The organism is Streptomyces sp. NPDC051921 (genome assembly GCF_040680975.1).
Taxonomy (GTDB): domain Bacteria; phylum Actinomycetota; class Actinomycetes; order Streptomycetales; family Streptomycetaceae; genus Streptomyces.
Genome location: NZ_JBFAXU010000007.1, coordinates 101,792 through 113,493 on the forward strand (window position 1 = coordinate 101,792; position 11,702 = coordinate 113,493).

The window sequence follows — 11,702 nt, forward strand, 5'->3', positions numbered from 1 at the left end:
GCGCCGCGGGCCACGCCGCGCAGTCGCTCCCGGAAGCGGGCCGTGGGAATCCCGCACACGGTTCGGCGGAATCGCCGTCCGCCCCCGGCCCCGGCCCCAGCCCCTGCGCTGCCCCTGCCCCGGCCCCGGCCCCGGCCCATGGTCTGCCGGCGACCGCCGCCCGCCGACCGCCCTGGCCTCGGCGAAGTCCGGGTTCCTCGACCGCGGTCCCGGCGCGGTCGAGGTCCCGCGCGGTCCGGATCCGGCAGGAGACGGCTGCCGCGACGCCCGTCCCGCTGAGAGGCGGAACGGTCAGAGCGATCGGCGCGGTGAACCGTTCCGCCGGGGGGTTGTTCACCCCATCGGGGGAGACACTTCGGCCAACCCCAGCCGACAGGGAGATGAATCACCGTTCGGCACCCCCCTTCCGCCCTTGACAAGTGCGCCGCTGTGCAACGAAATTGACGCGCGTAGATCCTTCGATCGTTCGTCCAAGCCCCCACGGAGCTCCTTGATGTCTTCCTCCATACCGAGATCGGCCGCCGTCGCCACCGTCGTCACCGCCGCCCTCGCCGCCGGTCTGCTCGGCGGCTCCGCCGCCTCCGCCGACGAGGCGACCGCCGCCGCGGCCCCCGTCCGGATCCACGACATCCAGGGCACCACCCGCGTCTCGCCGCTGGTCGGCAAGCAGGTCACCGGTGTGACGGGCATCGTCACCGGCGTGCGCACCTACGGCTCGCGCGGCTTCTGGATCCAGGACCCGCAGGCCGATGACAACGCGGCCACCAGTGAGGGCATCTTCGTCTTCACCAGCTCCGTCCCGACCGTCGCCGTCGGCGACGCGGTGAGCGTCAACGGCACGGTCACCGAGTACGTCCCGGGCGGTCTGAACTCCGGCAACCAGTCGCTGACGCAGCTCTCCAAGCCGGTCGTCACCGTGGTCTCCAAGGGCAACGCGGTCCCGGCCCCGGTCACCGTCTGGGCCGGCTCCGTCCCGGACGCGTACGCTCCCGCGGGCGACCCGGCGGCCGGTGGCTCGATCAACGGTCTCACCCTGGCCCCGGAGACCTACGCCCTGGACTACTACGAGTCCCTGGAGGGCACCAACGTCCGCATCGGCTCCTCGCGGGTGGTCGGCGCGACCGACCCGTACTCCGAGCTGTGGGTGACGGTGAAGCCGTTCGAGAACGACAACACCCGCGGCGGCACGGTCTACGGGTCGTACGACGCGCAGAACACCGGCCGCCTCCAGATCCAGCAGCTGGCGCCGATCGCCCAGCAGCCCTTCCCGAAGGCCGACGTCGGCGACTACCTGGTCGGCACCACCGAGGGCCCGCTGGACTTCAACCAGTTCGGCGGCTACACCCTGGTCGCGCGCACGCTGGGCCGGCACGTCGGCCTCGGCCTGGAGCGCGAGGTGACGGACCGGCAGCACAAGAACGAGCTCGCGGTCGCCACCTACAACGTGGAGAACCTCGACCCGACCGACCCGCAGGAGAAGTTCGACGCGCTCGCCAAGGCGGTCGTCGAGAACCTGGCCTCGCCCGACATCGTCGCCCTGGAGGAGATCCAGGACGACAACGGCGCCAAGAACGACGGCACCGTCACGGCCGGCGAGACGCTGAAGAAGTTCACGACGGCGATCACCGCGGCCGGCGGCCCGGCGTACGAGTGGCGCTCGGTCGACCCGGAGAACAACAAGGACGGCGGCGAGCCCGGCGGCAACATCCGTCAGGTCTTCCTCTTCAACCCCGAGCGGGTCTCCTTCGTGGACCGGCCGGGCGGCGACGCGACCACCGCGACCACGGTCACCGGCACCAAGGGCAACGCCCACCTGACGGTCTCCCCCGGCCGCATCGACCCGGCGAACACCGCCTGGGAGAACAGCCGCAAGCCGCTCGCGGGCGAGTTCGTCTTCCGCGGCCGTACGGTCCTCGTGGTCGCCAACCACTTCGGCTCCAAGGGCGGCGACGAGTCGATCGTCTCGCACCACCAGCCGCCGAACCGTTCCTCCGAGGCCAAGCGCCTGCTCCAGGCCCAGGCCGTGAACGCCTTCGTCAAGGACGTCATCGCCCTCGACAAGCAGGCCGACGTCCTGGTCCTCGGCGACATCAACGACTTCGAGTTCTCCGGCACCACGCAGGCGCTGACCGACGGCGGCGCGCTGTTCCCGGCGGTCACGTCGCTGCCGCTCGGCGAGCGCTACTCGTACGTCTACCAGGGCAACAGCCAGGTCCTCGACCAGATCCTGACCAGCCCCGGCGTGCACCACTTCGAGTACGACAGCGTGCACATCAACGCGGAGTTCGCGGACCAGAACAGCGACCACGACCCGCAGGTGCTGCGCTTCCGCCCGTGATCACGGGCGCGCACGGGTGTGCGAGACTGCGGCCGTGATCCTTCGTCCCGCCACCCGTGCCGACCTGCCCGCCGTCCTCGCGCTCCTCGCCGACGAGGAGCGGGTGGTCGACCCGGCCTCGGTGACCGTGACCCCCGCCTACGCGCGGGCCTTCGCGGACATCGAGGCCGACGCGCGCAACGAGGTGCTGGTGCTCGCCGACGACACGGACGGCGGCGAGCAGGTCATCGGCTGCCTCCAGGCCACGTACATCCCGGGCCTCGGCAAGGGCGGCGCCGAACGGGCACTGATCGAGGCGGTCCGGATCAGGGCCGACCGGCGCGGCGGCGGGCTCGGCCGCGAGCTGATGGAGCGCGCGGTGGCGCGGGCCCGCGCCCGTGGCTGCGCGCTCGTCCAGCTGACCAGCAACAAGAGCCGGACCGACGCGCACCGCTTCTACGCGTCCCTGGGCTTCGCCCGGAGCCACGACGGCTTCAAGCTGAGTCTCTGAGACCCCGGGTGCCCTCCGGGTCGCCCTGACCGCGCCGGCCGCCCGTCGCCCGGGGCGCCCTCGCCCGGGGCCTCCCGTTCGGCCCCGCTCAGCCCAACAGGTGCCCGCCGCCGTCCACGAGCAGCACCTCGCCCGTGATGTACGCGGCGTTCGCCAGGTCGTGGACGGCCTCGGCGATGTCCTCCGGGCGGCCCACCCTTCGCAGTGGCACGACCGACGCCACGTGCTCCTTGGCGGCGTCGGCGCCCTCGACCCCGTCGAACCACGGGGTGTCGATGAGTCCGGGGGCGACCGCGTTGACCCGCACGTCGGGCCCGAGGGTCTTGGCGAGCAGCCTGGTCATGTGGTTGACGGCGGCCTTGGTCACGGCGTACGGGATGGAGCTGCCGCCGGGCCGGACGCCGGCCTGCGAGGAGATGTTCACGACGGCGCCGCGGGTCTCGCGCAGGTGAGGGACGGCGGCGGTGACGGTCTGCCAGACGCCGATGACGTTGACGTCGTACAGGAGCCGCCACACGTCGGGCGAGGCGGCCGCGAAGTCGTCGTGCGGGATGAAGCGGGTGGTGCCCGCGCTGTTGACGAGCAGGTCGAGGCGGCCGAAGTGGGCGACGGTCCGCTCGACGAGCCGGGCCGCCTGCGCCTCGTCGGAGACGTCGGCCTGGAGGTAGTGGGCGCCGGGCAGTTCCGCGGCGAGCTCCTCGCCGGCCTCGACGGAGCGGGCGGAGTTGACGACGACCCGGTAGCCGGCGGCCGCGAGGCGGCGCGCTACGGCGGCCCCGATGCCGGAGGAGGAGCCGGTGACGAGGGCGACACGCTGTTCACTCATGTGCTGTTTCCTTCTGGACGACCTCCTGCCGCGCAGGGGTGATCATGCCAGAGACGCCCGACGGCCCGCCGTCCCGTCACGGGGCGGCGGGCCGTCGGCAGCTCACGCGGATCAGTTGTGGCTGTGCAGGATCTCGTTGAGGCCGCCCCAGACCGCGTTGTTCGGGCGGGCCTCGACGGCACCGGTGACCGAGTTGCGGCGGAAGAGGATGTTCGAGGCGCCGGAGAGGTCTCGGGCCTTGACGACCTCGCCGTCGGGCATGGTGACCCGGGTGCCGGCGGTGACGTAGAGGCCGGCCTCGACGACGCACTCGTCGCCGAGCGCGATGCCGACGCCCGCCTCGGCGCCGATCAGGCAGCGCTCGCCGATGGAGATGATCACGTTTCCGCCGCCGGACAGGGTGCCCATGGTGGAGGCGCCGCCGCCGATGTCGGAGCCGTCGCCGACGACGACGCCGGCGGAGATGCGGCCCTCGACCATCGAGGTGCCGAGGGTGCCGGCGTTGAAGTTGACGAAGCCCTCGTGCATGACGGTGGTGCCGGCCGCGAGGTGGGCGCCGAGGCGGACGCGGTCGGCGTCGGCGATGCGGACGCCGGCGGGCACGACGTAGTCGGTCATGCGGGGGAACTTGTCGATCGAGGTGACCTGGAGGTGCAGGCCCTCGGCGCGGGCGTTGAGGCGCACCTTCTCGATGTCGTCGACGGCGACCGGGCCGAGCGAGGTCCAGGCGACGTTCGCGAGCAGGCCGAAGACGCCGTCCAGGCTCTGGCCGTGCGGCTTGACCAGGCGGTGGCTGAGCAGGTGCAGCCGCAGGTAGGCGTCGTGGGCGTCGAGCGGCTTGTCGAAGAGCGAGCCGATGACGGTGCGGACGGCGACCACCTCGACACCGCGGCGGGCGTCCACGCCGAGGGCCTTGGCGGCGCCCTCGCCGAGGGCGTTGACGGCCTCGTCGACGCTCAGGCGCTGGGTGCCGGCGGGGCCGGGGGCGTCGGTCAGCTCGGGAGCGGGGAACCAGGTGTCGAGAACGGTGCCGTCGCCGGCGATGGTGGCGAGGCCGGCGGCGACGGCGCCGGTGGTGCGAGGAGCAGTGGTCATGACGGAAAACCTAACGGTCGGGCCCCCGCAGGGGCCAACCGGTCTCAGGTGTCGGTCGGCGCCGTCGGCGGTTCCGACAAGGGGACGACCGGCGCTTCGGAGCCTTCGTCGAGGACCCGCGCGAGCATGGCGCGCGCGTATCCCTCCTGGTAGCGGTGGCCGCCGAGGAGGTACATGAGGCAGAGGCCGTCCATCATCGCCACGAGCCCGCGGGCGGTGGCGAGGTCGGTGCGGCCGGCGAGGGCCGCGCGGACCTCGCCGGCCCACTCTTCGGCGACCGGACGCAGGGCGGGGCGGCGCAGGGCGGCGAGGTACAGCTCGTACGCCAGCTCCACCTCGCCGCGGTCCTCGTCCAGCCACCGGCCCATGATCCGGGCGAGCGCGGCGGCGAGGTCGGCGTCCGGGCCGGCGAGCTCGGGGCTCTCGCGCAGCGCCTGCCCGAAGGTGGCGTTGGCGCGGCGCAGGGCGGCGACGAGGAGTTCGTCGAGGGAGCCGAAGTGGTACGTGGTGGAGCCGAGCGGTACGTCGGCCTCGGCGGCCACGGTGCGGTGGCTGAGCCCGGCGATCCCGTCCCGCCCGACGACCCGGAGGGCGGCGTCGACGATGCGCTCGCGCCGGTCGGGGTCGTACCGGCGGGGCCGCGCCATCAGTGCGCGCCCCCGAGGTTGAGGACCGCGACCCCGGCGATGATCAGCACGATGCCGCCGATCTTGGCGAGGTTCATGGACTCGCCCAGGAAGAGGGCGCCGATGGCCGCGACGGCGGCGGTGCCGACCCCGGACCAGATCGCGTAGGCGGTGCCGACCTGGAGGGTCTTGAGCGCCTGGGCGAGCAGGGCGAAGGCGAGGACGTAGCCGGCGCCGGTGATCAGCGAGGGGACGAGCCTGGAGAAGCCCTCGCTGTACTTCATGGACGTGGTGGCGACGATCTCGGCCGCTATGGCCCCCGCGAGCAGTCCGTATCCCATGTGTACGAGTGTACGCATGCATGTGTACACCCGTACGCAACGCCTGCCGTTACGGTATGCACATGACATACCCTTCGGGGCCGTACGGATACGGCTACGCTCCCCCGCCACCTCCGCCGAGACCCGGCGTGATACCCCTGGCACCACTGAGCTTCAGCGAGATCCTGACCGGCGCCTTCACCACGTACGGGCGCTACTGGAAGCCCTTGATCGGCGTCGCCGTGGCCGCCTACACCGCCGTCGCCGTGCTCGCCGGCGCGGCACTCCTCGTCGCCTGGGCCGCGGTCGGGGAGGACATCCGGCGTCTGGCCGACCTCCCTTCCGGCCAGGATCCGGAGTTCGCCGACATCCAGCCGCTGATCGTGGCCTTCGCCTCCGTCTGGCTGCTCGTCATGGCCGCCTACGTCGTCTGCGGCGGACTGGTCTCCGCTGCGGTCCCCGCCGTGGTCCAGGAAGCGGTGCTCGGCCGCCCGCTCACCTTCGGCGCCGCCTGGCGACGCGCCTGGTCCCGGCTCGGCGCGGTGATCGGCTCGGTCTTCCTGACGATGGCGGCCACCGTCGTCCCGATGCTGCTCTTCCTCGTCGGCTTCGCCCTGCTGATGGCAGGCGTCATCACGGGCATCGCCGCCTCCGACGGCGGCTCCGCCGACGAAGGCCCGGGCCTGGCGGTCGTCGGCCTGATCTTCTTCCTCGGCGCCCTCGCGCTGCTGCCGCTGGCGCTGTGGATCGTGGTCAGGTTCAGCCTCGCCCCGACCGTCGCCGTCATCGAGGGCCAGGGCCCGGTGACCTCCCTGCGCCGCTCCGCGGCCCTGGTGAAGGGCTCCTGGTGGCGGGTCTTCGGCTGCACGATCGGTGCCGGCCTGATGGTGGGCACCGTCAGCGGCGTGCTCCAGCAGGTCCTCGCCCAGCTGGGCTCGTTCCCGCTGTCCACGGTGAACTTCGGCGAGAACCCCACGCCGAGCGAGATCGTCGCCGCCTTCGGGGGCGTGTTCTTCGTCCTCACGATCGCCCAGCTCCTCGTCCAGGCGGTCGCGGCCCCCTTCGTGCCGCTCGTCTCCGGCCTCCTCTACGTCGACCAGCGCATCCGCAAGGAGAACCTGGCCCCGGTGCTGGCCGAGACGGCAGCCGCGGCGGGACCGCCGTTCAGTCGATGAGCGTGGCCTTGGGCCGGAGCACGCAGAACTCGTTGCCCTCCGGATCGGCGAGGACCACCCAGGTCGCGTCCTCGCCCTGCCCCACGTCCACCCGGGTCGCCCCGAGCTCGATGATCCGGGCGACCTCGGCGTCCCGGTCGTCGGGCGTCAGGTCGATGTGCAGACGGTTCTTGCCGGTCTTCTTCTCGGGCACGCGCAGGAAGCACATGCCCGGCAGCGCGCGCTCGTCGGCTCCGATGACGATCTCGTGCTCGTCCTCGTAGAGGATCCGCCAGTCCAGCACCTCGGCCCAGAAGCGGGCCTGCGCGGGCAGGTCGTGCGAGTCGACGACGAGGTGGTACATGCGGACGGCCATGGCCGTCAGTCTGACACGAAGAGGCCCCCGGTGATCACCGGGGGCCTCTTCGTGTCAGCCATCGACTCAGACGTTGAAGCCGAGCGCGCGGAGCTGCTCGCGGCCGTCGTCCGTGATCTTGTCCGGACCCCACGGCGGCATCCAGACCCAGTTGATCTTCAGCTCGCTGGCGATGCCGTCGGTGGCGGCCTTCGCCTGGTCCTCGATCACGTCGGTCAGCGGACAGGCCGCCGACGTCAGGGTCATGTCCAGCGTGACGACGTTGGAGTCGTCGATGTGGATGCCGTAGATCAGGCCGAGGTTGACGACGTCGATGCCCAGCTCGGGGTCGACGACGTCGTACAGCGCCTCGCGGATCTCTTCCTCGGAGGCCGGCTTCATCGTGGCCTCGGCGTTCTCGGTCATGCCGACTTCCTCTCCGCGTCGGAACCCAGCGCCTGGGCCGTCGCGTCCTTCCACGCCATCCAACTGAGCAGCGCGCACTTCACCCGGGCCGGGTACTTCGAGACACCGGCGAACGCGACCGCGTCCTCCAGGATCTCCTCCATCGCGTCGTCCGGCTCGATCTGGCCCTTGGACTGCATCAGCTCCAGGAACGTGCCCTGGATCTTCTGCGCCTCGGCCAGCTCCTTGCCGACGAGCAGCTCGTTGAGGACGGAGGCCGAGGCCTGGCTGATGGAGCAGCCCTGGCCCTCGTACGACACGTCCGCGATGCGCTCCCCGTCGTACTTCACGCGGAGGGTGATCTCGTCGCCGCAGGTCGGGTTGACGTGGTGCACCTCGGCGTCGCCGTCCCGCAAGCCCCGGCCGTGCGGGTGCTTGTAGTGGTCCAGGATGACGTCCTGGTACATCGAATCCAGCTTCACAGGTCAGCCGCCCTATCCGAAGAAGTTACGGACGTGCTCCAGGCCCGCGACCAGGGCGTCGACCTCGGCCGGAGTGGAGTACAGATAGAACGACGCTCGCGTGGTCGCGGGAATTCCGTACCGCAGGCACACCGGGCGCGCGCAGTGGTGCCCGACCCGGACCGCGATGCCCTGCTCGTCGAGGACCTGACCCACGTCGTGCGGGTGGATGTCGCCGAGCGTGAAGGAGATCGCCGCGCCGCGGTCCTCGGCCGTGGTGGGGCCGATGATCCGCAGGTCCGGCACCTCCTGGAGGCGCTGGACGGCGTACTCGGTGATCGCGTGCTCGTGGCGCGCGATGTTGTCCATGCCGATCGCCGAGAGGTAGTCCACGGCCGCGCCGAGGCCGACGGCCTGGGCGATCGGGGGCGTACCCGCCTCGAACTTGTGGGGGGCCGGCGCGTAGGTGGAGGAGTGCATCGAGACGGTCTCGATCATCTCGCCGCCACCGAGGAACGGCGGCAGGTCCTCCAGGAGCTCCTGGCGGCCCCACAGCACGCCGATGCCGGTCGGGCCGCACATCTTGTGACCGGTGAAGGCCACGAAGTCGGCCTGCAGCGCCTGCACGTCGAGGACCATGTGCGGCGCGGCCTGGGAGGCGTCGATGCAGACGAGCGCACCGACCTCCTGGGCGCGACGGATGATCGTCTCGACCGGGTTGATCGTGCCCAGCAGGTTCGAGACCAGCGTGAAGGAGACGATCTTGGTCTTCTCCGTGATGACCTCTTCGATGTTCGAGAGGTCGAGACGCCCGTCGTCGGTGAGGCCGAACCACTTCAGCTTCGCGCCGGTGCGCTGCGACAGCAGCTGCCACGGGACGATGTTGGAGTGGTGCTCCATCTCCGTGATGGCGATCTCGGTCTCGTGGTCCACGCGGTAGGGCTCGTCGGCCCAGCCCAGCATGTTGGCCACGAGGTTGAGCGACTCGGAGGCGTTCTTGGTGAAGATCACCTCGTCGCGGCTCGGCGCGTTGATGAAGGCGGCGACCTTGTCGCGGGCACCCTCGTACAGCGCGGTGGCCTCCTCGGCGACCGTGTAGACGCCGCGGTGGACATTGGCGTTGTGGCGCTCGTAGTACGTGTTGAGCGCGTCGAGGACCTGACGCGGCTTCTGCGAGGTCGCCGCGGAGTCCAGGTACACGATCTTCTTGCCGTCGTGGACCACGCGATCCAGCAGCGGGAAGTCCTTGCGGATCGCCTCGGTGTCGAGGAGGCCGGTCAGCCCCTGATGGGCAGAAGTCACGCGGATGCGCCACCCTTCACGTACTTGTCGTAGCCCTCGTTCTCCAGCTGGTCGGCGAGCTCGGCACCGCCGGACTCGACGATGCGGCCGTTCGCGAAGACGTGCACGAAGTCGGGCTTGATGTAGCGGAGGATCCGCGTGTAGTGCGTGATCAGCAGGGTGCCGACCTCGCCGGTCTCGCGGACGCGGTTGACGCCCTCGGAGACGATGCGGAGCGCGTCGACGTCGAGGCCGGAGTCGGTCTCGTCGAGGATCGCGATCTTCGGCTTGAGCAGCTCCAGCTGGAGGATCTCGTGGCGCTTCTTCTCGCCGCCGGAGAAGCCCTCGTTGACGTTGCGCTCGGCGAAGGCCGGGTCCATCTGGAGCTGCTCCATCGCGGACTTGACCTCCTTCACCCAGGTACGCAGCTTGGGGGCCTCGCCGCGGACGGCGGTGGCGGAGGTGCGCAGGAAGTTGGAGACCGAGACACCCGGAACCTCGACCGGGTACTGCATGGCCAGGAAGACACCGGCGCGGGCGCGCTCGTCGACCGACATCTCCAGGACGTCCTCGCCGTCGAGGGTGACGGTGCCGCCGGTGATCGTGTACTTCGGGTGGCCGGCCAGCGAGTACGCCAGGGTCGACTTGCCGGAGCCGTTCGGGCCCATGACGGCGTGGGTCTCGCCCTGCTTGATGGTCAGGTCGACACCCTTGAGGATCTCACGCGGACCGTTCTCGGCCTCGACGGAGACGTGCAGGTCGTGGATTTCAAGCGTTGCCATGGGTGACTCAGGACTCCTGGGTGACGGAGACGAGCACATCGTCCCCTTCGATCTTTACGGGGTATACGGGGACGGGGCGCGTCGCGGGAAGGCCGGACGGCTTGCCGGTGCGGAGGTCGAACGCGGAACCGTGCAGCCAGCACTCGATCTGGCAGTCCTCCACCTCGCCCTCGGAGAGGGAGACGTTCGCGTGCGAGCAGATGTCGTGGATCGCGAACACCTCGCCCTCGGTGTGCACGAGGGACACCGGCGTGCCGTCGAGTTCCACCCGCTTCGGGGTGTCCTCCGTCAGCTCGCTCAGCGCACAGGCGCGTACGAAGGCCATCAGACGGACGCCTCCAGCTCGGCCTCGATCTTGGCGATGAGACGCTCCTCGACGTCCGGCAGACCGATCTGCTGGACCAGCTCGGCGAAGAAGCCGCGGACGACGAGGCGGCGGGCCTCGGCGGCCGGGATGCCGCGGGACATCAGGTAGAAGAGCTGCTCGTCGTCGAAGCGGCCGGTGGCGGAGGCGTGGCCGGCGCCGGCGATCTCGCCGGTCTCGATCTCCAGGTTCGGCACGGAGTCGACCCGGGCACCGTCGGTGAGGACCAGGTTCCGGTTGAGCTCGTAGGTGTCGGTGCCCTCGGCCTTGGCCTCGATGAGGACGTCGCCGATCCACACGGCGTGCGCGTCCTGGCCCTGCAGCGCGCCCTTGTACGCCACGTTGGACTTGCAGTGCGGGACGTTGTGGGTGACCAGGAGGCGGTGCTCCTGGTGCTGCCCGGCGTCGGTGAAGTACAGGCCGAAGAGCTCGGCCTCGCCACCGGGGGCGGTGTAGGTCACGCGCGGGTGGATGCGGACCACGTCGCCGCCGAAGGTCACGACGACCGACTTGAAGGAGGCGTCGCGGCCGACCAGCGCGTTGTGCTGGGCGACGTGGACGGCCTTCTCGTCCCAGTCCTGGACGGAGACGACGGTGAGCTTGGCGCCGTCGCCGAGGACGTAGTCGACGTTGGCGGCGAGCACCGCGTCACCCGTGTGGTCGATGACGACGACGGCCTCGGCGAAGGCGCCGAGCTCGATCACCTGGTGCCCGAACGCGACGCCGCCCTCGCCGTGCACGGCGATGCGGATCGGCTCGGTGAGCACGGCCTCCTTGGCGACGGTGACGACCGAGGCCTTCTCGAAGGAGGTGTACGCCTGGGCGGCGACCCGGTCCACCGGCGTGCCGGCCTTGCCGAGGCGCGCGTCGTCGCGGCCCACGGTCTCCACGGTGACGCCCTCGGGGGCCTCGACCTCGACGCGGACACCCTCGCCGGTGGCGACGGCGGTGCCGTCGTGCAGGCCGCGGAGCCGCTCCAGCGGGGTGAAGCGCCACTCCTCCTCGCGGCCGTGCGGGACCGGGAAGTCCGCGACGTCGAAGGACGGCGGGGCGCTCATGCGCGTGGCGACGGTGGACTCGGCGGCCACCGCGATCGAGCCCGCGGTGGTGGAGCCCGCGGGGATGTTCTGAGCCTCAGCCATGGCTGTCGTCTTGCTCTCTTCCTGCGTACGTAAAGAAAATCGGTCGCTGCGGGGCGGGGCGGT

14 protein-coding genes are annotated in these 11,702 nt (G+C 70.9%); 3 read left to right on the forward strand and 11 right to left on the reverse strand.

Annotated elements, in window-relative coordinates:
• Positions 1-493 precede the first annotated feature (493 nt).
• On the forward strand, positions 494-2,338 hold the full coding sequence (locus tag AB0M16_RS11785) for an endonuclease/exonuclease/phosphatase family protein (protein ID WP_365341502.1): 1,845 nt from the start codon (positions 494-496) through the stop codon (positions 2,336-2,338).
• Between the two features lie 34 nt (positions 2,339-2,372).
• Positions 2,373-2,828, forward strand: a complete 456-nt coding sequence (locus AB0M16_RS11790; RefSeq protein ID WP_365341503.1) for a GNAT family N-acetyltransferase — start codon at positions 2,373-2,375, stop codon at positions 2,826-2,828.
• An 88-nt stretch (positions 2,829-2,916) separates the two neighbouring features.
• Here AB0M16_RS11790 and AB0M16_RS11795 read toward each other — a convergent pair whose 3' ends face one another.
• From AB0M16_RS11795 to AB0M16_RS11810, 4 genes are all read right to left on the reverse strand, one after another.
• Positions 2,917-3,654 (reverse strand): SDR family NAD(P)-dependent oxidoreductase, encoded by a 738-nt coding sequence (locus tag AB0M16_RS11795; protein WP_365341504.1) that lies wholly within the window; start codon positions 3,652-3,654, stop codon positions 2,917-2,919.
• 111 nt (positions 3,655-3,765) lie between these two features.
• On the reverse strand, positions 3,766-4,749 hold the full coding sequence (dapD, locus tag AB0M16_RS11800) for a 2,3,4,5-tetrahydropyridine-2,6-dicarboxylate N-succinyltransferase (RefSeq protein WP_365341506.1): 984 nt from the start codon (positions 4,747-4,749) through the stop codon (positions 3,766-3,768).
• 44 nt (positions 4,750-4,793) lie between these two features.
• On the reverse strand, positions 4,794-5,396 hold the full coding sequence (locus AB0M16_RS11805) for a TetR family transcriptional regulator (protein ID WP_365341508.1): 603 nt from the start codon (positions 5,394-5,396) through the stop codon (positions 4,794-4,796).
• Positions 5,396-5,716 carry a multidrug efflux SMR transporter gene (locus AB0M16_RS11810; RefSeq protein WP_365341510.1) on the reverse strand — a complete coding sequence of 107 codons (321 nt, stop codon included), beginning with the start codon at positions 5,714-5,716 and terminating at the stop codon, positions 5,396-5,398. The genes AB0M16_RS11805 and AB0M16_RS11810 overlap by 1 nt, the downstream gene beginning before the upstream one ends.
• 62 nt (positions 5,717-5,778) lie before the next feature.
• On the opposite strand from AB0M16_RS11810, the gene AB0M16_RS11815 reads away from it, so the two are divergent.
• The gene (locus AB0M16_RS11815) at positions 5,779-6,870 is read left to right on the forward strand and encodes an oxidoreductase (protein ID WP_365341512.1); all 1,092 of its coding nucleotides are present in this window, start codon (positions 5,779-5,781) and stop codon (positions 6,868-6,870) included.
• Here AB0M16_RS11815 and AB0M16_RS11820 read toward each other — a convergent pair.
• The 7 genes from AB0M16_RS11820 to sufD form a co-directional block, all read right to left on the reverse strand.
• Positions 6,860-7,225 carry a VOC family protein gene (locus tag AB0M16_RS11820; RefSeq protein ID WP_365341514.1) on the reverse strand — a complete coding sequence of 122 codons (366 nt, stop codon included), beginning with the start codon at positions 7,223-7,225 and terminating at the stop codon, positions 6,860-6,862. The two genes, AB0M16_RS11815 and AB0M16_RS11820, sit on opposite strands and share 11 nt — an antisense overlap.
• A 66-nt stretch (positions 7,226-7,291) precedes the next feature.
• On the reverse strand, positions 7,292-7,630 hold the full coding sequence (locus tag AB0M16_RS11825; RefSeq protein ID WP_352186260.1) for a metal-sulfur cluster assembly factor: 339 nt from the start codon (positions 7,628-7,630) through the stop codon (positions 7,292-7,294).
• Positions 7,627-8,091 (reverse strand): Fe-S cluster assembly sulfur transfer protein SufU, encoded by a 465-nt coding sequence (sufU, locus tag AB0M16_RS11830; protein WP_365341516.1) that lies wholly within the window; start codon positions 8,089-8,091, stop codon positions 7,627-7,629. The genes AB0M16_RS11825 and sufU overlap by 4 nt, the downstream gene beginning before the upstream one ends.
• A 12-nt stretch (positions 8,092-8,103) precedes the next feature.
• Entirely contained in the window at positions 8,104-9,372 is a 1,269-nt protein-coding gene (locus AB0M16_RS11835; protein ID WP_365341518.1) for a cysteine desulfurase, read from the reverse strand.
• The gene (gene sufC, locus AB0M16_RS11840; protein ID WP_046907885.1) at positions 9,369-10,133 is read right to left on the reverse strand and encodes a Fe-S cluster assembly ATPase SufC; all 765 of its coding nucleotides are present in this window, start codon (positions 10,131-10,133) and stop codon (positions 9,369-9,371) included. Before sufC ends, AB0M16_RS11835 begins: the two co-directional genes overlap by 4 nt.
• A 7-nt stretch (positions 10,134-10,140) precedes the next feature.
• Positions 10,141-10,458 carry a bifunctional 3-phenylpropionate/cinnamic acid dioxygenase ferredoxin subunit gene (locus AB0M16_RS11845; RefSeq protein WP_365341521.1) on the reverse strand — a complete coding sequence of 106 codons (318 nt, stop codon included), beginning with the start codon at positions 10,456-10,458 and terminating at the stop codon, positions 10,141-10,143.
• Positions 10,458-11,639, reverse strand: coding sequence for a Fe-S cluster assembly protein SufD (sufD, locus tag AB0M16_RS11850; RefSeq protein WP_365341523.1), 1,182 nt, complete (start codon positions 11,637-11,639; stop codon positions 10,458-10,460). The genes AB0M16_RS11845 and sufD overlap by 1 nt, the downstream gene beginning before the upstream one ends.
• Between the last annotated feature and the right edge of the window lie 63 nt (positions 11,640-11,702).

What these genes read in the sequence shown, in the direction of transcription:
- AB0M16_RS11785 (WP_365341502.1), top strand. Translation starts at nt 494, where the DNA reads ATGTCTTCCTCCATACCGAGATCGGCCGCCGTCGCCACCGTCGTCACC.
- AB0M16_RS11795 (WP_365341504.1), bottom strand. Translation starts at nt 3,654, where the DNA reads ATGAGTGAACAGCGTGTCGCCCTCGTCACCGGCTCCTCCTCCGGCATC.
- dapD (WP_365341506.1), bottom strand. Translation starts at nt 4,749, where the DNA reads ATGACCACTGCTCCTCGCACCACCGGCGCCGTCGCCGCCGGCCTCGCC.
- AB0M16_RS11805 (WP_365341508.1), bottom strand. Translation starts at nt 5,396, where the DNA reads ATGGCGCGGCCCCGCCGGTACGACCCCGACCGGCGCGAGCGCATCGTC.
- AB0M16_RS11810 (WP_365341510.1), bottom strand. Translation starts at nt 5,716, where the DNA reads ATGGGATACGGACTGCTCGCGGGGGCCATAGCGGCCGAGATCGTCGCC.
- AB0M16_RS11815 (WP_365341512.1), top strand. Translation starts at nt 5,779, where the DNA reads ATGACATACCCTTCGGGGCCGTACGGATACGGCTACGCTCCCCCGCCA.
- AB0M16_RS11820 (WP_365341514.1), bottom strand. Translation starts at nt 7,225, where the DNA reads ATGGCCGTCCGCATGTACCACCTCGTCGTCGACTCGCACGACCTGCCC.
- AB0M16_RS11825 (WP_352186260.1), bottom strand. Translation starts at nt 7,630, where the DNA reads ATGACCGAGAACGCCGAGGCCACGATGAAGCCGGCCTCCGAGGAAGAG.
- sufC (WP_046907885.1), bottom strand. Translation starts at nt 10,133, where the DNA reads ATGGCAACGCTTGAAATCCACGACCTGCACGTCTCCGTCGAGGCCGAG.
- AB0M16_RS11845 (WP_365341521.1), bottom strand. Translation starts at nt 10,458, where the DNA reads ATGGCCTTCGTACGCGCCTGTGCGCTGAGCGAGCTGACGGAGGACACC.
- sufD (WP_365341523.1), bottom strand. Translation starts at nt 11,639, where the DNA reads ATGGCTGAGGCTCAGAACATCCCCGCGGGCTCCACCACCGCGGGCTCG.